A 21,064-nucleotide genomic window follows, 5' to 3' on the forward strand; every position below is an offset into this window, starting at 1 on the left:
CATCATATTTTTAAAGATAAATTACAGAAACATTTAGTACAACTTTTACAATTTGGTTATTGGATTTGTCGAAAAGTAATAAATGAACAAATAAGAGTATAAGTGTTCAAATTGCCCGTTATTTAGACATTCAGCTATTTAAATTATAATACAGATTCAATTAAATCATCAAAATTTAACGTTACTATATTGTTGTACATAATACGTCAATAGCATAGGGCAGTTCTCTTCTAAAGAAATTGAAAATGATATTGGAATTTTTTATGATCCCAATATCTCAAAGTAATGATGTAACAGAAAAGATATATTTTTATATTTTTTGCATTATTTAGCCGTATTGTATTCAATAGATTTATTTTTTGCAAAATAAGCAGCACTTGGAGGTATATTTATAGGATATAATACTTCATTTATAGGACTATTGTCTCTTTAACACAATTTTTGTATTTACTATTTTTTAGTGCCAAAAAATGACGAATGTAAGCCTTATCGGTAAATTGTACTGATTCGATAAAAACAGAAAGGATAGATTGATGATTTTTACCAGGTATTTTGTAAAACAATTTCTCCGACAGATTCGTTTTTATTTCCAATTTTTTTTATGATACTTTATTTCGTAAAAACTTGGCTGATGCAATGTACTGTCTAACACATAATTTTTAATGTTTCAATGCGCCCGATATCTAATAAGATTTCATATTTACAGGGTAGAAAATGATAGGCTTTAATTTTGGGAATGGAACTAATTTTTTACAATTTCTTTATATTCAATGATGGATAAAAATACAAATTTTAAAATTTGTTATTAAGTATGATTTTGGCTGGTAATGAGTAAATGGTTCCGAAGTTTGTGTGAATTGGACGGTGTTTTTTTAGTAGGCGATGAATTCCTTGTGAAAAATTCGAACCGGAAATTTTAGGATGTAAAGGATTGAAAAATCTACACATTAGTGCATAAAAAAAGAGACAACTATTTGCTAGTTGTCTCCTTAAGTGACCTCGACTGGATTCAAACCAGTAACCTTCTGAGCCGTAATCAGATGCGCTATTCAGTTGCGCCACGAGGCCTTTTGTTTCATTGAGCTAATTTTCGTAGCTTTGTTGAACGCTGTTTGCGGGTGCAAATATAGAGATAAATGCGAGATAAACAAGCAAAAAATTACAGAAAAATAAAAAAAAATGAACATTGAAAATTATATACGTGATATTCAGGACTTTCCTAAAGAAGGAATTTTATTTAAAGATATCACTCCGCTGTTAAATGATGTCCAAGCAAGGCAGGAATGCTTAACACTTTTAGTAAATTCTCTAAAAGGACAGCAAATTGATAAGGTAGTAGGAGCAGAAAGCCGCGGTTTTTTCTTCGGGATGCTATTGGCAAATGAACTTAACGCAGGATTTATTCCGGTAAGAAAACCTAAAAAGCTGCCTTACGAAATCATTTCAGCCTCATACGAATTGGAATACGGAACAGACAGTCTCGAAATGCATACTGATGCAATCAAAAAAGGAGACCGTATTTTAGTTCACGACGATGTTCTGGCAACTGGCGGAACTGCAAAAGCCGTTTGTGAATTAGTACAAAAACTAGGCGGTGAAATTGTACAATGCAATTTTTTAATGGAACTCTCTTTTTTAAACGGAAGAGATAAAATTAAAGAGTTTCCGGTTTTTGCAGCAATAACATATTAAACAAAAACAATTTTATGTTTAACAGCGTACAAAACTAAACCGATTCTCGTTTTTATCTCTAATTTATCAAACAGGCATTCTCTGTAACCGTCTATCGTTTTGGGACTTAAACACATTTCAGAGGCGATTTCTTTATAAGTCATTTCTGTGCAGGCATGTTTTATAAAGACCAGCTCTTTTTCTTTTAAGCTGATTTTTTTATTATCACTATTGACTTTGTTTACGAGCATTCCTGAAACTAATTCGGTAAAATAAAACCCTTTTTCTACCACACACTGAATCGCTTCTTTAAAGATTTCCGGTGAGGTGTCTTTAAGTAAATAACCTTTTGCTCCGTTTGTGATCATTTTTATGATTATCTCTTCATCGTCATTTACAGAAAGTGCAATTACTTTTAAATCAGAGCGGTTTTCTTTAACCCATTTCATTGTGCTTAAACCATCTAAAACAGGCATATTTACGTCTAATAATACCAAATCTATATCGGCTTCCGGATTTTCCTGCAAATAGGTAATAAATAGTTTTCCGTTTTCAAATCTTTCTATGACTTCATAATCACCAAAACTTTTAATTAAAAGTTCTAATGACTGAGAAAAAAGCTGATGATCGTCGACAATAATAATTTTACTTTTAGTTTTCGGTTTCATTGGTTGTGGTTAAAGGGTATTCTAAAGTTACAGTTGTTCCTGATGAGTCTGATTCCATGATTAATTGAGCTCCAATAAGTTTGGCCCTTAATTTCATGTTGTTTAATCCTAATCCGGAATTTGCTTTAAGAGGATCATAGCCAATTCCAAAATCTTTTAATTTTAACTGAAAAAGATCTTCAGTTGTTATAATATTAAGCTCATATAAATCACTATGAGAATGTTTTAAACTATTGTGCAGCGCTTCCTGAAAAATCCGATAAATAAATAAATCGTGTTCTTCACTGATTTTTGGAACTTCTCCAATTAAATTATAACGATATTGAATTTTTTTAAGCTTTTTGACACGCTCTAAATCCTGTTTTATGGCTTTTATAAAGTTACTTTGCAGTAAATTGTCTTTATTTATAATTCGCGATAAAATTCTGAGTTCATCCAGTGCTTTTGCCAGCACATCTTTAAGATCTTTCAATTCTTTAATCTCAATACTTTTACTGCTGATAGACATATTAAGCTGCATAATTCCAACAGAAATAATCTGGCCAATATTATCATGGAGTTCTTTACTAATTTCAGAAAGCGTCTGATCTTTAATTTCAATTCTGGTTTTTACCAATTCTGACTGGAAATACATTTCTGATTCCATTTTTTCGACCAGGTAGTTGTTCTTCTTTTTTAAAAAATAAAAGAAAAGAACAAGTACAATGATCAGTAAAGTAAAAAAAACAATACCTAATGAAATTACTAATAATTGTATTTCTTTTCGCTCCATAAAAATCCTATGATATAGCAGCTGTGCGCTAACAAATTTAAGATAAATAATACGAGGCTAAATACGGAATCGTCTTGTTTGATAAGAAACCAATTGATAGCCAGCATAAAAGGCGTAAAAGGAACATGGAAAGCCAAAATTCCTAAAATATACCAGAAAAAAACAGATCGTTTAAAATTTAAAATTTTGTCTGAATTAAAAATCTCTACCAAATATAAACAGGATAATATTAAAACCAGTACTACCCCTATAGCAAAACTATATGTAAACGAACGATTCGTGTCTTCTTTAAAATAAATAATATTTAAAAAGAAAGAAAACACAAATACTATCAAAAAGAAAACTGCGGTCATTCTGTCGCTGATTTTTAACAAAAGACTTCGCAAAAGGAGTATAAAGGCGGAGAAACTAACGAGCATATAAAAATTATAGACATAATAATTTAGTAAGCCCGTCCAATACGTGAAATAATATCCGATAAATTCTATTAGTACAGAAAACCAGATTAAAATTACTAAAAATTTAGCTTTCTTACCAGGTAATTTATGCATTGAAAATAATCCGATGCTTCCTGATAACAAAGCTAAATAAATGATATAAGATCTTAAAAATTCAAACATAATTTTTTTAATATACTAAACTTGGCGGTCTGCCGATATTTCCGTAATTCATAGGGTCCAGGCTTTGAATATCAGCTGAAGCAGCTTCCTGAACTAAAGCAAAACTCTGAATTTTTGCGGTATTATTTTCGACTTTTTTTCCAGTAGGAACCAAGAATAAGGTTGTTAATCCGGCTTTTTCACCATGCTGCTCATCGTCTGGATATACGCCAAAATAGAAACGTATGCCATCTACGTCATATCCATCTTGTGCACCATGGGTTTTAATATAGTGTATGTAGCTTTCTAATGCTTCTAAAGAGTACCAAATCGCATTTGCATCTTCCTTTTTAGATTTCTTTCCTGTCAAAGAAGCCGTCGTTTTATTGTTATAATTAACATTTAACTGTTTTGCAAATTCTTTAGTTATCAACTGACTAGGTTTTGCGGGTGGATTTTTCATGATTTTTAAAATTTAATTGGTTAATGGTTGAGTTTACAGTTTTTTTGAGAATTTAAAAGGACAAAATTATTTTTTGCATAAAAGCGTGTCAAGGGGAAAAATACCCTTTTTTCTTCAGGTAAAATTATCTAAAAAAACGGGTTAAAATGCTGTTTTATAGTAAATTGTAATTAAATAATTTTACACCATCAATTTTAAGCAGTAAAAACAATCGTCGAGTAAATGATAACTATTTTTTTAATGACATGAAAACCAAGAGCTTGTCGGCAGCTAACCCCGGACTTTAAATTTTACAGCTCTTAATCTAAAAGCCTCTCTATATTTTTAAAAATCTAAAAGAATAATTTTAAAATAAAAGGCATGAGAACGATCAAACTAGGTGTAAAATCCAGTGAGGTTTATTATTTAAATGAACTTCTTGTAAAATTAGGGTATAGTGTTGTGGTTTCAGATAATTTTGGAACAGCGACGGACAAGGCAATAAAGGATTTCCAGTTAAAGAACAATTTAGTTGTCGATGGAGTGGTGGGATTAAAGACATGGTCGATACTTTTAGAAAAAAGCAAAAACGTGGTTTCTCCCAATTCAAAATTGCTTTCAGAGCAAAATCTTATTGATTTTTCTAAGCAGTTTAATTTAGAACTGGCGGTTGTAAAGGCAGTAAATGAAGTGGAAAGCAATGGAAAAGGTTTTTTGGTCGACGGAAGACCGAAGATTTTATTTGAAGGCCATATTTTTTGGAAAGAATTAAAGAAAAGAAATATCGATCCAAAAAAATATGCCAACAGTTCCAGCCAAAATGTTTTGTTTGAAAATTATAACAAAAAATATTATGTGGGCGGAACCGAAGAATACAATCGTTTGGAAAAAGCGGCGAATTTAGGCACAGATAAAAATTTTAGAGATGCCGCAAATTCATCAGCTTCATGGGGGCTTTTTCAAATTATGGGATTCAATGCAGTATCAATTGGCTATCAAAGTGTTGATGAATTTGTAACCAAAATGAAAGAGAATGAAGGAGAACATTTAAAAGCTTTTGGTTTGTTTCTCAAAAAGAATAATCTAATTCAAACTTTGCGAGATAAAAACTGGGTAAAATTTGCTTTAGGATATAACGGACCGGCTTATAAAACAAACAAATACGATGAAAAATTAAATCGTGCGTATATAAAATATTCTAAATGAGATTCGTAAATCATTAATAGTAAAGGTTATGAGTTATTTAGTTAATCAAATGATAAACACTTTATCAAATAAGGTTTTGCGAATAGAAAGAGCTAACAGCGACAGGGATTATTCCGGCGGAGGATGGTATGAAGAAATAAAATATGCTATATATCTGTATTCAGATTTTAGTGCAATTTATTTAAAAGAATCTTTCAGAAGTGTTTCCGGCGGAGGATTGTCTCTTCCGCATCAATCTTCTCAAAAAGAGATTGGAAACTGGAATGTATGTGAAGAAAATGGAAAGATATATCTGGAAATTATTTTTAATAATAATTCCCGTCAAAAATTAGAAACTGAAAATCTCGGAACAGGAATTCAAAAACTTGGAGACCAGATATGGAATAGATATTTAATTAGTTAGTGTTTTTTTGTTTTTTTAGTTTAGGTTTCAGGTTTATGGATCGTTATTGAACCGCAAAATCCGCAAAGGATTACGCGAAGGACGCAGAGATTTGCGAATTTTAAGTCCCAAAACTTTCAATAACTTTGTGAAATTCTTTGCGAGTTTTACGGTAAAAATGACGTTCCAAACCACCTGAAACCTGAAATCTAAAGAAACCTGAAACTTTAAAACTGAGATAAAAAACAAAACCCGACAAATTAAATCTGTCGGGTTTGTCATTTCATTATTTTATGATTTATCTTAAGCTTGCACCAAGTTCAGTTTCAAAAGTCTGCTGTAATTTCGACATAATTTTATCGATTTGAGCATCTGTTAATGTTTTTGTACTGTCCTGAATTGTAAAGCTTAAAGCATACGATTTTTTTCCTTCCGGAAGTTTGTCACCCTGATAAACATCAAATAAATTAATGTCTTTTAAAAGTACTTTTTCAGTCTGTCTTGCCAAATTAAAAATACTTTCATAAGTAGTTTTTTCATCGATAAGCAAAGCAAGATCCCTGCGTACTTCAGGATATTTAGGAATTTCAGTATATTTAATTTTTCCGGTAATAATTTTTAAAATCAAATCCCAGTTAAAATCAGCGTAATAAACGTCTTGTTTAATGCCAAAATACTTTAAAATAGATTTCTTTACAACTCCCATTTCAACCAATGTATCGTTGTTGTAGCAAATAGAAGTTCCCTCAGAGAAAACATCTGATTGTACAGGAGCATTCGAAATTTTCTCAATTCCTAAACGGGCCAAAACACCTTTTGCATAACCTTTTAATAAAAAGAAGTCAGTTCCTTTTTGCGGATTTGTCCAGCTTTCTTTATTTCTGTTGCCGGAAATTGACAAAGTTAAATGTTTGTGTTCTTCATAACCGTTAAGGTATTTATGATATGATTTTCCGAATTCAAATAATTTTAAATCAGAATTTCTTCGGTTAATGTTATAAGAAATAGCTTCCAGAGCAGAAAATAACAATGATTGACGCATAGTCGATAAATCACTGCTCAACGGATTCAGCATCGTAACATTATGTTCTTCTTTTAAAACAGTCGATAATTTTGCGTAAGCGGCTGTTGTTAAAGAATTGGCCATCATTTCATTAAAACCCTGAGAATTTAATTGTGAAGCGATAACATTTTGTACTTTATAATCTTCTGTTCTTGGAGAATTGGCCACAGTTGCATTGAATTTTTTAGAAAACTCAATATTGTTATAACCATACACTCTTAAAATTTCTTCTATCACATCAATTTCACGCTGAACGTCAACATGATATGCAGGAATTGTTAATCCTAAACCGGTATCAGAAACACTGTTTACTTTAATGTCCAGCGAAACCAATATTTTCTTGATCGTATCTTTTGGAATTTCCTGTCCGATAATTTTAAAAACGTGGCTGAAATTCAATAAAACTGAAAAATCTTCTACTTTTTTAGGATAAACTTCTACAACATCAGAAGTAATTTTTCCGCCTGCCACTTCCTGAATTAAAAGCGCTGCACGTTTTAAGGCATATTCTGTAATGGTTGGGTCAATTCCTCTTTCAAATCTAAAAGAAGCATCGGTATTTAATTGATGTCTTTTAGCCGTTTTACGAATGCTGACAGCATCAAAATAGGCACTTTCTAAGAAAATAGAAGTTGTTCCGTCTGTAACTCCTGATTTTTTTCCACCAAAAACACCTGCAATACAAAGCGGACCTTTTTCATCACAAATCATTAAATCTTCAGCATGTAATGTTCTTTCAACATCGTCTAAAGTGGTGAATTTTGTCCCTTCCGGTAATGTTTTTACAATTACTTTTCCGGTAATTTTTGCAGCATCAAAGGCATGCAGCGGCTGTCCTAATTCATGCAAAACATAATTAGTAACATCGACAATATTATTTTTTGGAGTTAAACCAATCGCTTTTAAACGATCTTGCAGCCATTTTGGTGATTCATGAACTGTAATTCCTGAAATCGTCAATCCGCAGTATCTTGGTGCCAAAGCAGGTTCTTCAACATTGACATCAATTTTGAGTGTGCGCATGTCTACTCTGAAATTACTAACAGAAGGCGTAATCAATTCAATGTTTACACCTCTTTGAAGCATTCCGGCTCTTAAATCCCTTGCAGTTCCAAAGTGACTCATGGCATCAGCGCGGTTTGGCGTTAATCCAATTTCGAAAACTTCATCATCGGCAATTTGAAAAACTTCAGAAGCTTTAGTTCCCGGAACCAGATTTTCATCAAGAACCATAATTCCATCGTGACCTGATCCAAGACCTAACTCATCTTCGGCACATATCATTCCGTAGCTTTCCTGTCCGCGAATTTTTCCTTTTTTAATAGTAAATTCAACGTCTTCTTTATCGTATAAAACGGTTCCAATAGTCGCAACCGGTACTTTTTGTCCTGCAGCCACATTTGCAGCGCCGCACACAATTTGCACAGGAGCTTCTAAACCAATATTTACAGTTGTAACTTTTAATCTGTCAGCATCAGGATGTTTTTCGCAGGTTAGTACATGTCCTACAACAACACCTTCTAATCCACCTTTAATTGACTGGTATTTTTCAACAACTTCAACTTCAAGACCCAAATCTGTCAATAGTTCAGAAGTTTGTTCAGATGTCCAATCAGTTTTAATGAATTGTTTTAACCAGTTATAAGATATTTTCATTTTAGTTTTATTCTTTTATGAGGATACAAATATAAGGATTGAGAACTGTAGAAAGAAAAAAAATATTTGGTTTTTTCGGGATTCGTTTGTTCTCAAATAAAGTTTTAGAAAGATATATTCTTAAAGCTTTTTGGCCTTAAAATAATTATAAGTTAATTAAATTATCTCTTCCAGATGTTTTTTAATATTTTCAGAAATTTTTTTGGTTGGAAGATCATTTTCGTCATCTCCAAAAGGATCTTCGATTTCTTCAGCAATTAATTCCAAACTCGCCAAAACGTAGAATATAAAAACAACAACCGGAGCGACCAAATAGCCTAAGCTTATAGAATAACCAAATGGAAGCGTCATGGTATAAAAGAAGATAAACTTCTTAATAAAAGCGCTGTAAGAGTAGGGAATAGGGGTGTTTTTTATTCTTTCACAAGCGCCGCAAATATCTGTAAAAGACTGCAGCTCGTTATTTAAAATAATTAATTGATCGCCTGTTATTTTTTTTGCATCATACAAATCATTGATTTTATGAAACATAATTTTCATTAACTGATTTGGTTTATGTTTATGATGATCAATTTCTAGATCAACATCTTCAAAAAGCTGCTTGCTTGTATCGGCATCTTTTAAATGCTTGTGCAGGATATCCGCATAAAGCGGAATATATTTTCTAAAAAAACTTCTGTCGTTTTCATCTTTTAAAATAGCCGAAAGTTTTATAGCAAGATTGCGGCTGCTGTTTACAAGACCTCCCCAGAGTTTTCGACCTTCCCACCAGCGGTCATAAGCCGTATTTGTTCTAAAAACAAGTAACAATGAAATGACAAAACCCAGCATTCCGTGCATGATCGGAATGTTGTGGATGTAATGATTTTTTTCAAATTTAAAATATTCAACTTCCAGATAACCAAGGGCTGCAGCGTATATACCAATAGCAACCATTATTGGGAATAACTGTCTAACAGTATCGGATTTATGAAAATGAAATATAAAAGTAAACCAGTCTTTGGTATTGTACGAAATCATCTAAGTTTGTTTTAAAACAAATTTAGTTTAAAAATTAATATTTCCAGCTAATTCTTTTAAGGCAATTTCAGACAATTTTGCTTCGTACTGCGCGTTGCTGTAACGGACTTTTGCGTTTACGTAATTCAGCTGAGCCGTTCTGAAATCAATAGTGGTGATAGTCCCGATTCTGAATTTATCTAAAGTGATTTCTAAATTTTGTCTGGCAATTGCTTCGTTACTTTCTTCTAAATCAATTAACTCTAAATTGGTTAAATAGGTTTGGAAAGCGGTATTAAGCTGTGTGTTTAAAATTAAACTTTGCTGTTCAATGGCGATTTGAGAATTCTCAATCTGGAGTTTCGCTACTTTTTCATTTCGATTCTGATTAAAGCCGTCAAAAATGTTCATAGAAGCATTAAAACCATAAGTAAATCCTTTTGATGAGTTCTCGCTCGTAAATCCTAAACTCGACTGGCTTTCTGCAAAATTATAACCTGAAGTTAAATTTACAATTGGATATCGGTTTGCTTTTACTTGTTTAAGCTGTAATTCTGCAATACGTTTGTTGATGATTTGAGATTCTAACGCCGGATTTTGTTTTTGAGCTAAATCTAATAAATCAGCTAAAACCAGTTTATCATCAACCGTAACTACATCTGTTACTGTGAAATTTATTTTTGGATCGCGCGCCAAATATTGGTTTAATAATATCTTAGAGTTTGCATAAGATTCCTTTTGTCTTAACAAAGCAACCTGATCTGAATTTAAATCGACTTGTGCATTTAAAACTTCCAGTTTTGATGCTTTACCAATTGTAAAACGGTTTTGTGCCAATTCTAATCTTTGTCTGGAAATGACAATTGTAGTATCTAAAGCCGCCAATTGCTGCTGCTGCTGTACCAAATCGTAATAAGCAGAATTGACCTGACCGATTTTTGCCAGAATTGTTCTTTTTAATTCAGAATCGCCCAGTTTTTGAAGTTCTTTTAACTGATCGTATCTGGCGAACATTCTCATTCCGTCAAAAACTGTCCAACCCAAACTAACTCCATAGTTTAAACTGTTGTTTTTGGCATTGTTTAAAGTCGTCGATGTTCCGTCCTGACGCACCTGTGTTGAGTTTGTCACACTATTATTATCAACAATAGAAGCTGTGGCTTTTGGCAGAATGCCGGCATTTCCAACACTCACATTTGTTTCGCTTATTGCGGAGTTGTTTTTGGCAATTTTAATTTCAAAATTGTTTTCTAAAGCAATTTTCATTGCTTCTTCAATAGTTAAAACTTCTTGTGCATTTGTTTTGATAATGCAGAAGAAGAGGACTATTAAAGTGCAGTATAAATTTTTAATATTCATATTGTATTTCTTTTGCCCGGAATTCACGAATTAAAGTAATGAATTTGTGAACTCGGGGCTGATATTTTTATTTACTTTCTTTTTCGTATTCGTCAATACGATCAAATTCAGGATAATGTTTTCTGGCTTTTGACCACATAAAATAAATAGCCGGAATTACAAAAAGTGTCAGAGCAAGTGAGAAAATAGTTCCTCCAACAATTACAACTCCCATACCAATTCTACTGGTAGAAGCCGCACCAAGAGACAGCGCAATTGGCAATGCACCTAATGCTATGGCTAAACTCGTCATTAAAATTGGACGTAAACGTGCTTCTGAAGCTTCAAGAATGGCTTCCATTTTCGGTTTGCCCTGTTCTCGCAGCTGATTTGCAAATTCGACAATCAAAATACCGTTTTTAGTCACCAGACCAATAAGCATTACCGTACCAATCTGACTGAAAATATTCCATGTCTGATTGAACAGCCAAAGCGAAAATAAAGCTCCCGCAACCGCCATTGGCACCGTTAAAATGATAATAAACGGATCGATAAAACTTTCAAACTGAGCCGCAAGTATCAGAAAAATCAGCAATAATGCCAATCCAAATGCGAAAGAAGTATTCGAACTGCTTTCGACAAAATCTCGCGATTCTCCACTTAAATCTGTTGTAAAACTTTCATTTAAAACTTTGGCTTTAATCCTGTCCATTTCCTCAATACCATCGCTGATACTTTTTCCGGGCGCTAAACCTGCAGAAACAGTTGCCGACATATAACGGTTGTTGTGGTACAATTGCGGAGGATTACTCTGCTCGACGACATTTACAACATTGTCCATCTGAATTAATTCTCCATTTTTGTTTTTCACAAACATCGAAGTTAAATCCAAAGGTTTCGATCTGTCTTTTTGATCAAACTGACCAATAACCTGATATTGTTTTCCGTTTTTAATAAAATATCCAAAACGCTGTCCGCTTAACGAAAGCTGTAAAGTCTGTGCAATGTCAATAATAGAAATACCTAAACTTTCTGCCTTAGCACGGTCAATGCTTACGTTGATTTCAGGTTTGTTGAATTTTAAATTAACATCGGTTGTAGAAAAAACGTCGCTTTTACCCACTTCTTCCATAAAAACAGGAATTTTTTCTCTTAGTTTTTCAAAAGTAGGCGCCTGAATAATATACTGAATTGGCAAACCTCCACGTCTGTTAACTGCAATTGTAGGCTGCTGAATTACAGATGTTTTGGCATTTGGGTATTTTTTAGTCCACTTCGATAATTTTTCAGCAATATCCTTTTGAGATCTTTCTCTTTCATCCGGTTCTTTTAACGAAAGCCTGATAAAACCGGAATTGGTTGCAGAACCTCCCGAACCTCCGGCTGTAATGACTAAACTCACTTTTTTCTCCGGAATAGAATCATCTACCAATTGTGATATTTCCTGCATAAAACGATTGGTGTATTCGTATGAAGATCCTTCAGGTGTTGTCATACGCATAGTTACAGAACTTCTGTCGTCATAAGGTGCGGTTTCTTTTGGAAGAATGGTAAAGAATAAATAAATCAATCCAAAACAGACAATCAAAATAGGAAAACTAATCCATTTTTTGTCCATAAACTTGTTCAGGGCATCGGCATAACCGCTGTTTAATTTTTCAAAAAACGGCTCTGTTTTTTCGTAGAATTTTGATTTTTTTTGTTCACCGCCTTTCATCAAATAAGCATTCAGCATTGGCGTTAACGTCAGTGAAACAAAGGCAGAGATTAATACGGCTGCACCAATGACAACACCAAATTCCCTAAAAAGACGGCCGACGAAACCTTCTAAGAAGATTACGGGTAAAAATACCGCAGCAAGTGTCACGGAAATCGAAATTACAGCATAGAAAATCTCATTAGAACCTTTAATCGCAGCTTCGATTGGCGACATTCCTTCTTCGACTTTTTTAAAGATGTTTTCTGTTACAACGATTCCATCATCTACAACTAAACCTGTTGCCAAAACAATTGCCAATAAAGTCAATACATTTATGGAGAACCCAAAAAGCCACATAATAAAAAATGTAGCAATTAAAGATACCGGAATGTCAATTAAAGGTCTGAATGCGATTGCCCAGTCCCTGAAAAATAAGTAAATAATGATAATAACCAATACAATTGAAATTCCTAAAGTTTCGGCAACTTCCAATACTGATTTTTTTACGAATTGTGTATTGTCTAATGCAATATTAAGTTTGATATCTTTTGGCAGATCCTTTTTTAAAGCATCGTATTTTTTGTAAAATTCTGATGAAATATCCAAATAATTGGCTCCCGGCATTGGTACAATTGCCAGACCAATCATAGGAAGTCCCGAAGACATTAACGAAGTTTCTATATTTTCCGGCCCTAATTCAGCACCGCCCACATCGCTGAAGCGAACAATTTTATCTCCGTCGGTACGAATGATTATATTGTTAAATTCCTCCGGTTTAGAAAGGTTTCCAATTGTTTTTACCGTCAGTTCGGTGTTGTTTCCTGTTAGTTTTCCAGAAGGCAGCTCTACATTTTGTGCATTTAAAGCATTACGCACATCCGAAACCGTACAATTATAAGCGTTTAATTTTACAGGATCAATCCACAAACGCATAGCATAGCGTTTTTGTCCCCAAATCTGGACACCGCTTACTCCGGGAATAGTTTCTAAACGCTGTGAAATAACATTTTCGGCATAATCACTTAATTCTAAAGAACTTCTGGTATCACTCTGAACCGTCATCGAAATAATAGATTCGCTGTCGGCATCTGCTTTAGATACTACCGGTGGTGCATCAATATCCTGCGGCAAATTTCTAACAGCTTGTGAAACTTTGTCACGAACGTCATTTGCGGCTTCTTCTAAATCTTTATCAAGATTAAACTCGATTGTAATGTTGCTGCTTCCCTGATTACTGGAAGAAGTGATATTTCGTATTCCGTCAATAGCATTTACAGCTTTTTCAAGAGGTTCTGTAATCTGCGATTCGATAATATCAGCATTTGCTCCGGTATAATTGGTTCTGATGGAAACCTGCGCCGGATCAATAGAAGGAAATTCCCGAACACCCAAAAATGTATAACCAATAAAACCGAATAATATGATTAATAAATTCAGTACAATGGTTAAAACGGGTCTTCTTATACTTGTGGTTGATAAACTCATTTGTGATTTTAGATTTTAGATTGTTGATTTTAGATTTAAGATTTATTGCTAAATCTTACCGCCATCTTTAAATCTATATTCAAGTCTTATGACTTTGGACTTTAGGACTTTCGACTTTATGACTATTTAACTTTAACTTTAATTGGAGCTTCGTCTTTTAATGACATTACGCCACTTGTAATTAAAGTATCTCCGGCTTTTAATCCTGATAATATCAAAATAGAAGCATCTGTTCTCGTTGCTGCATCAACCATTATTTCTTTGGCTTTGCCCATATTGGCGATATATACTTTTTTACCGCTCTGAACCGGAACAATTGCTTCTGAAGGCACAACGATTGCATCTTTAATAATGTTTAATGGTAATTTTACATCGGCAAAAGTTCCTGGAAACAGTTTCCCGTCTGTATTATCTGCTATAGCGCGAATCTGTAAAGTACGTGTTGCTACAGCGATTTCAGGTTCGATTGCATAAATTTTGGCATTGTATGTTTTATCAGATCCTGAAACTGTAAAATCAATTATTGAACCGGATTGTACCTGCGCAGCATATTTTTCAGGAATTGAAAATGTAATTTTTAATTTTCCTGTATTTACCAATTTTGCTACGACAACTGTTGGTGTAATGTAAGTTCCCGGTGAAATGGAACGTAAACCTACTTTTCCTGAAAAAGGTGCTTTTACAGAAGTTTTAGATATTTGAGCTCTAATTAATTGGCTTTGAGCCTGCGCCGATGCATAATCTGCTTTTGCGACATCTGCTTCTTCCTGGCTTATGGCTTCTTTTTGAAGTAATAATTTTGCTCTTCTATCGTTTTCCGCGGCTAAATTTTCTTTAGTAACCGCTTGTCTTAATTGCGCTTTCAATTCAATGTCATTTACTTTAAAAAGCACCTGACCTTTATTCACATAAGTTCCTTCATTAAAATAAATTCCTTCAACAATTCCGGAAACTTCACTATGAATTTCGATTTGTTCATTTGCTTCGATAGAACCTGATAAAGATAAATTATTATCAAAGGTTGAAGTTTTTACTACAATTCCGGTTACTGTTGTTGGTTTGTCTTTGTCGCCAAATTTTTTCGATTCGTCGTTTTTACTTTTATTGGATATTATCCTGTAGGTAATAAAACCTCCTAAAACGATGATTATCAAGGCGTAGATTAGATGTTTTAATTTCATAAAAAATTAGGTGAATGTTTTTTGGGTGTATGTTTTTGTAACTGACAAATTTAACTTTTTGTACTGAAACCAAAAGGCGTTAGCTTTTATTTAACACTTGGCTTACAATTATTTCAAAAGCCAAATATCCTGTATATAGTCGCAAAAAGTTTGCGGTTAGACTTTGAATTTGATAAAAGGTTTAAAGAGCAGTTAATATTTTTTAACAAATCAATATTGTAAATGTATATAGTTAAAAATCAGCATAATACATTTTATTTTGGAATTCAGGAAACGAATTTCTAAATCTAAATTTAAATCATTTGCATTTCGATTTTATTATTTTTGCATTTTGTCCGATTTTTTTTGCAGTTTATCGAATTTATTTGTAACATTACTATGTTAAACAAAATGACCAATCTTCTAGTATTTGCAATAAAATAGTGTAGGATTTATAGTTAAAATAATAATTTAGGTGTAGTTTTTTGGGTTTTTTAAAAGAAATAATTAATAATTATATTAACAAGTGTTTATGATTTTTGTTCTTAATTACTAAAAAATATATTATGAAGAAAACGATACTCTTAACTTTATGGTTTGCATTATTACTTTTTTCAATAGGTTTTCTGTTCTGGCAGAACGAATTTAAATATAGTCTTCCAACCCCAATCCCGAAAAATTATCAGGCAGTCGCTATGGGCTCCAAAGTCGATTTGTCACAATGCTGTGCATTCGATAACAAACCTGTTTTCTTCCATTTTTTTAATCCGGATTGTCCATGCTCAAGATTTAATGTTCCTCATGTGAGTACTTTAATAAAAAAATATGGAGATAAAGTAAATTTTAAAATTGTGGTTTTAAACAAAAAGAAAACTTTTTCCATAGCAGAAATTCAGCAGAAATTCGGAGCGAGTGTTCCTGTTTATTTTGACGAAGGTATTGCTCAAAAATGCGGTGTCATCTCGACTCCGCAGGCTGTTCTTTTAGACGCCGGTCATAATTTATATTATCGTGGTAATTACAATAAAACAAGATATTGCACAGATGCTGACAGTAATTATGCCCAAATGGCAATTGAAGCACTGTTAAAACAAAAATTTTCGCCCTCATTTAATGCTTTAGCTCTCAGAGCTTACGGATGTTCATTACCAAATTGCACTAAATAAAATCTATCTCTAACTTTAAATTTTTAACCTATGAAAACAAAAGCCAGCCTGAATGAGCAAGATTACCTGCACAGTTTTATGTCGACTATGACACAAAAATCAGATAGTATTATTAATTATGTTCTTGCAGTTTATTTTCTTCTCGGAATCGGATTATCGTTTAAATATGATACTTTCGAAATTGGAGTAGGAGTAGGAACACTGAATCTTTTGGCGTATTATTCTGCAAAGTTTTTTATTAAGAATTCTAAATTTTACCAATACGTTTTATCAGTCGTTCTGGCTATTTTTATGGCGCAGTACATTTATCAGATGCATGGTTTATTCGAAATGCATTTTACAGTTTTCATTGCCAGTACTATTCTTATCATTTATCAAAACTGGAAACTGCAGATTCCGTTAACTCTTTTGGTTATAATACATCACGCTGGTTTGGCTTACCTCCAAAATTTTGTATATAATGATGCAAACGGACTTCAGGTATATTTTTCGCAGGTAAATTTTGATTTGGAAACCCTTATAATCCATACTGTATTAGCCGCAGTTGTATTTTTTATGAATGGTTATTGGGCGTATTATTTTAAAGAACACAGCCACAATCATATTTCTAAAATTTCTGATGAATACGAATTGGAAAACATGAAACTGGCCTCGGCAAAATACAGTTCAATGTCGGCTACAAAAGAGTATAATGACTTTGTGCACAGGACAACTTTAGATTTAAAACTTCCGGTAAATTCAGTATTAAAACTAATTGATGTTTCTAAAGGACATACTGATAATGATAAACTGCTGACGTATTTAGACATGATGAGAGAAAGTGCAAAAAAAATAGATGATTTGGTGAATGATATTCATGTAAAATCAACTAATTCCAGAACTTAAACAGAATGAAACCCAACTTCCAAAAAAATTAAACGCAGAACCCCATCGTTTATTAATTAGCAGCAAAAATATATGGATACGAGATTTAATCGCCCAACACCGTCAGAAAGAGAAGTCGACTGGAATAAAAATAAAATTTTACTCAGCAAAACAGACAAAAATGGAACCATTCTGTATGCCAACGAAGACTTTATAGACGTTTCCGGATATGATGAATTTGAACTTGTAGGACAGCCTCATAATATTGTGAGGCATCCTGATATGCCTAAAGTAATTTTTAAATTCTTGTGGGATAGCATAAAATCAAGTGAAAATATTCATGTAATTATAAAAAATATGGCCAAAACAGGTCGTTATTACTGGGTTGTAACCGATTTTAAAATAATTGCTGATACCGACGGTGATATAGTGGGCTATTTCGGAACCAGAAAATCTGTTCCGGAACCTATTATTACAAAATTTATAGAACCCCTGTATAAAAAGCTTTTGCAAATTGAAGAAGCCAGCGGAATCATTGCTTCAGAAGAATATCTTATCGGTTTTTTAGAAGAACGCAAAAAAACTTACATGGAATACATCGACCATTTAATTACAACCGGAAAAGACGACAAAAATAAAGTAAGCAAAGGCTTATTCAGCGGTTTGTTTGAAAAAACACCTTCTAAAAAATAAAATTAAAAAATAAATTATGCTTCATTGCGTCAGCCTAATATTCATTACATAATTTGCCCCCCAACAAATCTAATCGCCTGAATATTATAACTCATAAAAAAGTTAGAGATGCAGTGAAGTATTTTTTTTTTAAGATTCTGAGATTCTGAGTTGCTTAGATTCTAAGTTTTTAATTTTTAATATCTTGAACTTTAAAAAAGTATCTCAGCCTCTTAGAGTCTTTTTTAAGATATATAATTCCAAATATTCTTCTTCTTGGTTAATTCTATGAAAACGGCTTTTAGAATTGCGTGTTCTGGTTTTTGGAGAGAGGCATCTTCTTTTAAAACTTTCAGGGCATAATTTCTGGCTAAGGATAAAATATCACGATCGCGTACAATATCTGCAATCTGCAGATTTAAAACACCACTTTGCTGAGTACCCATTAAATCTCCGGGACCGCGGAGTTTAAGGTCCACTTCGGCGATTTCAAAACCGTCATTGGTTCGTACCATAGTTTCCATTCGGGTTTTACTGTCGGCACTTAATTTGTGACTGGTCATTAAAATGCAATAACTCTGTTCAGCACCGCGTCCTACACGGCCGCGTAACTGGTGAAGCTGCGATAAACCAAAACGCTCAGCACTTTCGATAATCATCACACTGGCATTTGGAACATTTACACCAACTTCAATTACTGTTGTGGCAACCATAATATTCGTTTTGCCTTCAGAAAAACGTTTCATTTCGGCATCTTTATCAGCGGGTTTCATTTTTCCATGTACAATAGAAATTGAATATTGCGGAAGCGGAAAATCTCTCGAAATACTTTCGTAACCATCCATCAAATCCTTATAATCCATTTTTTCAGATTCCTGAATTAAAGGATAAACGATATAAATCTGCCTTCCTTTTGCAATTTCATCGCGAAGGAATTTCCATACTTTTAATCGGTTAGTGTCAAAACGGTGTGCGGTTTCAATTGGTTTTCTTCCCGGCGGCAATTCATCAATTACAGAAACATCTAAATCACCATATAAACTCATGGCCAAAGTTCTCGGAATTGGCGTTGCAGTCATGACTAAAACATGTGGCGGAATATCATTTTTTTTCCACAATTTTGATCTTTGTTCAACACCAAAACGATGCTGTTCATCAATAATGGCTAAACCTAAATTCTGAAATTTCACCTTATCTTCTAATAAAGCATGAGTGCCGATTAATATCTGCAGGTTTCCATTTTCCAGGTCTTCATGAATAATTCTTCTTTCAGAAGTTTTAGTAGAGCCGGTTAATATTTTTATACTGATATTTAATGTATTCGCAAATTCAGATAATCCTATAAAATGCTGATTGGCCAAAATTTCCGTAGGTGCCATTAAACACGCCTGAAAACCGTTATCGATAGCCAAAAGCATACTCATAAAACCCACAATAGTTTTTCCCGAACCAACATCTCCCTGAAGTAACCGGTTCATTTGGGCGTTGCTTCCCATATCTGAGCGGATTTCCTTAATCACTCTTTTTTGGGCATTTGTAAGATCAAACGGAAGGTGATTTTGATAAAACTCATTAAAAAGTTCACCCACTTTAGTAAACGGATGGCCTTTTATTTTATGTTTCCGAATTAAATTTTTTGTGATCAGCTGCAGCTGAATAAAGAACAGTTCTTCAAATTTTAAGCGAAATTGGGCTTTCGCCAAAGCATCAGCACTTTTTGGAAAATGTATATTGAATAAAGCGGCTCTTTTAGAAATCAGCTTTAATTCTTCAATTAAATACGCCGGAAAAGTTTCTGTAAACAACGCCTGAGTTTCAATAAATAATTGTTCCATCATTTTATTGATCGTTCTGTTTGAAATGCCGCGGTTGGTGAGCGTTTCCGTCGAAGGATAAACAGGCTGCATTGCAGATCGAAGACTTTTTTCGTGTTCGCTCAGCAATTCAATTTCCGGATGCGCCATACTAAACTGGCTTCCATACAAAGAACATTTTCCAAAAATTACAAGCGGTTCATTTAATTTTAAACTTTCGCGAATCCACTTGTGTCCCTGAAACCAGTTCAGTTCAATCATTCCAGTATCATCAACAAAACTTGCAACCAATCGTTTTTTGTTTTTGGCAAATTCGACTGTTTTTATATTAATAATTTTTCCAATAATCTGGACCTCAGTTCCTGTATTTTGCAGTTCGTTAATCTTATAATAACGGGTTCTGTCGATATACCGATTGGGAAAAAAATTGACTAAATCTCCATATTTATGAATTCCCAATTCCTTACGAAGAAGCTGACCACGGCTGGGACCAACACCTTTTAGGTATTCGATTGGGGTTTCTAGGAGATTATTAGACATGGAGAAATTTTAGATTGTTGATTTTAGATTTTTGATGTTGATGAATTTTGGAAAGCGAAGATAGTTTTTTGTTAGGTATTTTGAAAATAGATCAGTTTTTCAAAATTAAAATATTTCTAATGTTGATTAAAGCTTATTTTATTTCAACTTTTTAATGAATATCATGTTTTATTTTATAATATATTTGTAAGAAAAATAATTATTTTTATTGAATTAAAATGAAGAAACTTTATAAAATTGATTCATCCGGCAAAATATTATATGCTGAATATTGGATAGATTCCAACAAAGCAATAATTCATACAGGAATAGTTGGCAAAACAGGTAAGACTTTAAACATTGTTTTATCCGACGATTTGAAAAAATCAGATGATTATTTTGGTCAACGATTTAAAAATGTTGGATTTACAGAATTTTTAGATGATAAATTATATTGGTTAGTTGTTCAATACAAAATGAAAAGTTTAAAAGGAAATACTCGCGACTGTTGGCTCAAAGATAAAGTTACAGAATACTTAAATGAAGAACTTGGATGGAAAGGCTTAGGAGCGGTTGATGGTTTTGATATGGGACAGTCAGCTGCAGATCCTAAAAAATTTGTACTGAATATTTTTTGTCTCGTCGTTGATGAAGAAATAGGTATTAGTGCTATTAAACGTTGTTTAAGAGAATATAGACTTGATTATACGCAAATTAAAATTGCTTCAAGACAAAATTTATCTGATTCACAATACAAACTAAAGTATTCAGCAAAAAAGAATGATCAGACTTTTAGCTTATAAATAACATTGGCGTTGAACATTTTTACGTTTTTATAAAGTCAGTATTGTTTTAATAAATAAACTTATTTATTAGATTTGTTGAAATA

The 21,064-nt window shown here is 33.1% G+C and carries 16 protein-coding genes and 1 tRNA gene; 7 read left to right on the forward strand and 10 right to left on the reverse strand.

Translation table 11 applies throughout. The features are described 5' to 3' along the window. Positions 1-994: 994 nt before the first annotated feature. A tRNA-Arg gene (locus tag ASE21_RS12260) sits at positions 995-1,068 on the reverse strand. Positions 1,069-1,179: 111 nt separating this feature from the next. On the opposite strand from ASE21_RS12260, the gene ASE21_RS12265 reads away from it, so the two are divergent. Further along, the gene (locus ASE21_RS12265; RefSeq protein WP_057122949.1) at positions 1,180-1,692 is read left to right on the forward strand and encodes an adenine phosphoribosyltransferase; all 513 of its coding nucleotides are present in this window, start codon (positions 1,180-1,182) and stop codon (positions 1,690-1,692) included. Here ASE21_RS12265 and ASE21_RS12270 read toward each other — a convergent pair. The 3 genes from ASE21_RS12270 to ASE21_RS12285 all read right to left on the reverse strand — a co-directional run bounded on the left by ASE21_RS12270 (position 1,689) and on the right by ASE21_RS12285 (position 4,173). Next, positions 1,689-2,339, reverse strand: a complete 651-nt coding sequence (locus ASE21_RS12270; RefSeq protein WP_057122950.1) for a response regulator transcription factor — start codon at positions 2,337-2,339, stop codon at positions 1,689-1,691. The two genes, ASE21_RS12265 and ASE21_RS12270, sit on opposite strands and share 4 nt — an antisense overlap. Next, positions 2,323-2,985, reverse strand: coding sequence for a sensor histidine kinase (locus ASE21_RS12275; RefSeq protein WP_242410268.1), 663 nt, complete (start codon positions 2,983-2,985; stop codon positions 2,323-2,325). The genes ASE21_RS12270 and ASE21_RS12275 overlap by 17 nt, the downstream gene beginning before the upstream one ends. A gap of 753 nt (positions 2,986-3,738) precedes the next feature. After that, positions 3,739-4,173 (reverse strand): hypothetical protein, encoded by a 435-nt coding sequence (locus ASE21_RS12285; protein WP_057122953.1) that lies wholly within the window; start codon positions 4,171-4,173, stop codon positions 3,739-3,741. A 360-nt stretch (positions 4,174-4,533) separates the two neighbouring features. On the opposite strand from ASE21_RS12285, the gene ASE21_RS12290 reads away from it, so the two are divergent. Further along, entirely contained in the window at positions 4,534-5,358 is an 825-nt protein-coding gene (locus ASE21_RS12290) for an N-acetylmuramidase domain-containing protein (RefSeq protein WP_057122954.1), read from the forward strand. 28 nt (positions 5,359-5,386) lie between these two features. Continuing rightward, positions 5,387-5,761 carry a hypothetical protein gene (locus tag ASE21_RS12295; protein ID WP_057122955.1) on the forward strand — a complete coding sequence of 125 codons (375 nt, stop codon included), beginning with the start codon at positions 5,387-5,389 and terminating at the stop codon, positions 5,759-5,761. Positions 5,762-6,038: 277 nt separating this feature from the next. On the opposite strand, the gene pheT is transcribed toward ASE21_RS12295, so the two are convergent. The 5 genes from pheT to ASE21_RS12320 all read right to left on the reverse strand — a co-directional run bounded on the left by pheT (position 6,039) and on the right by ASE21_RS12320 (position 15,161). Then, entirely contained in the window at positions 6,039-8,459 is a 2,421-nt protein-coding gene (gene pheT, locus ASE21_RS12300; protein ID WP_057122956.1) for a phenylalanine--tRNA ligase subunit beta, read from the reverse strand. 156 nt (positions 8,460-8,615) lie between these two features. Further along, complete coding sequence (locus ASE21_RS12305) at positions 8,616-9,479, reverse strand: bestrophin family protein (RefSeq protein WP_057122957.1); 864 nt, start codon at positions 9,477-9,479, stop codon at positions 8,616-8,618. A gap of 27 nt (positions 9,480-9,506) precedes the next feature. Then, entirely contained in the window at positions 9,507-10,817 is a 1,311-nt protein-coding gene (locus ASE21_RS12310) for a TolC family protein (protein WP_057122958.1), read from the reverse strand. A 67-nt stretch (positions 10,818-10,884) separates the two neighbouring features. Further along, positions 10,885-13,980, reverse strand: a complete 3,096-nt coding sequence (locus ASE21_RS12315) for an efflux RND transporter permease subunit (protein WP_057122959.1) — start codon at positions 13,978-13,980, stop codon at positions 10,885-10,887. A gap of 122 nt (positions 13,981-14,102) precedes the next feature. Beyond that, complete coding sequence (locus ASE21_RS12320) at positions 14,103-15,161, reverse strand: efflux RND transporter periplasmic adaptor subunit (RefSeq protein WP_057122960.1); 1,059 nt, start codon at positions 15,159-15,161, stop codon at positions 14,103-14,105. A 545-nt stretch (positions 15,162-15,706) separates the two neighbouring features. Between ASE21_RS12320 and ASE21_RS12325 the strand changes: the two genes are divergently transcribed. From ASE21_RS12325 to ASE21_RS12335, 3 genes are all read left to right on the forward strand, one after another. After that, on the forward strand, positions 15,707-16,306 hold the full coding sequence (locus tag ASE21_RS12325; protein WP_057122961.1) for a TlpA family protein disulfide reductase: 600 nt from the start codon (positions 15,707-15,709) through the stop codon (positions 16,304-16,306). 30 nt (positions 16,307-16,336) lie between these two features. After that, complete coding sequence (locus ASE21_RS12330) at positions 16,337-17,191, forward strand: hypothetical protein (RefSeq protein WP_057122962.1); 855 nt, start codon at positions 16,337-16,339, stop codon at positions 17,189-17,191. A gap of 72 nt (positions 17,192-17,263) precedes the next feature. Continuing rightward, positions 17,264-17,863, forward strand: coding sequence for a PAS domain-containing protein (locus ASE21_RS12335; protein ID WP_057122963.1), 600 nt, complete (start codon positions 17,264-17,266; stop codon positions 17,861-17,863). 224 nt (positions 17,864-18,087) lie between these two features. On the opposite strand, the gene recG is transcribed toward ASE21_RS12335, so the two are convergent. Continuing rightward, on the reverse strand, positions 18,088-20,196 hold the full coding sequence (gene recG / locus ASE21_RS12340; RefSeq protein ID WP_057122964.1) for an ATP-dependent DNA helicase RecG: 2,109 nt from the start codon (positions 20,194-20,196) through the stop codon (positions 18,088-18,090). Positions 20,197-20,414: 218 nt separating this feature from the next. Between recG and ASE21_RS21760 the strand changes: the two genes are divergently transcribed. Then, positions 20,415-20,978: a hypothetical protein gene (locus ASE21_RS21760; protein WP_128414693.1), complete on the forward strand. Its 564-nt coding sequence runs from the start codon at positions 20,415-20,417 to the stop codon at positions 20,976-20,978. Positions 20,979-21,064 lie beyond the last annotated feature (86 nt).

The sequence above is a fragment of the Flavobacterium sp. Root901 genome (assembly GCF_001429765.1).
In the GTDB taxonomy this organism is placed as follows: Bacteria; Bacteroidota; Bacteroidia; order Flavobacteriales; family Flavobacteriaceae; genus Flavobacterium.

Coding starts and splice junctions, on each gene's coding strand:
- ASE21_RS12265 (WP_057122949.1), top strand. CDS start 1,180: ATGAACATTGAAAATTATATACGTGATATTCAGGACTTTCCTAAAGAA.
- ASE21_RS12270 (WP_057122950.1), bottom strand. CDS start 2,339: ATGAAACCGAAAACTAAAAGTAAAATTATTATTGTCGACGATCATCAG.
- ASE21_RS12275 (WP_242410268.1), bottom strand. CDS start 2,985: ATGGAATCAGAAATGTATTTCCAGTCAGAATTGGTAAAAACCAGAATT.
- ASE21_RS12285 (WP_057122953.1), bottom strand. CDS start 4,173: ATGAAAAATCCACCCGCAAAACCTAGTCAGTTGATAACTAAAGAATTT.
- ASE21_RS12290 (WP_057122954.1), top strand. CDS start 4,534: ATGAGAACGATCAAACTAGGTGTAAAATCCAGTGAGGTTTATTATTTA.
- ASE21_RS12295 (WP_057122955.1), top strand. CDS start 5,387: ATGAGTTATTTAGTTAATCAAATGATAAACACTTTATCAAATAAGGTT.
- pheT (WP_057122956.1), bottom strand. CDS start 8,459: ATGAAAATATCTTATAACTGGTTAAAACAATTCATTAAAACTGATTGG.
- ASE21_RS12305 (WP_057122957.1), bottom strand. CDS start 9,479: ATGATTTCGTACAATACCAAAGACTGGTTTACTTTTATATTTCATTTT.
- ASE21_RS12310 (WP_057122958.1), bottom strand. CDS start 10,817: ATGAATATTAAAAATTTATACTGCACTTTAATAGTCCTCTTCTTCTGC.
- ASE21_RS12315 (WP_057122959.1), bottom strand. CDS start 13,980: ATGAGTTTATCAACCACAAGTATAAGAAGACCCGTTTTAACCATTGTA.
- ASE21_RS12320 (WP_057122960.1), bottom strand. CDS start 15,161: ATGAAATTAAAACATCTAATCTACGCCTTGATAATCATCGTTTTAGGA.
- ASE21_RS12325 (WP_057122961.1), top strand. CDS start 15,707: ATGAAGAAAACGATACTCTTAACTTTATGGTTTGCATTATTACTTTTT.
- ASE21_RS12330 (WP_057122962.1), top strand. CDS start 16,337: ATGAAAACAAAAGCCAGCCTGAATGAGCAAGATTACCTGCACAGTTTT.
- ASE21_RS12335 (WP_057122963.1), top strand. CDS start 17,264: ATGGATACGAGATTTAATCGCCCAACACCGTCAGAAAGAGAAGTCGAC.
- recG (WP_057122964.1), bottom strand. CDS start 20,196: ATGTCTAATAATCTCCTAGAAACCCCAATCGAATACCTAAAAGGTGTT.
- ASE21_RS21760 (WP_128414693.1), top strand. CDS start 20,415: ATGAAGAAACTTTATAAAATTGATTCATCCGGCAAAATATTATATGCT.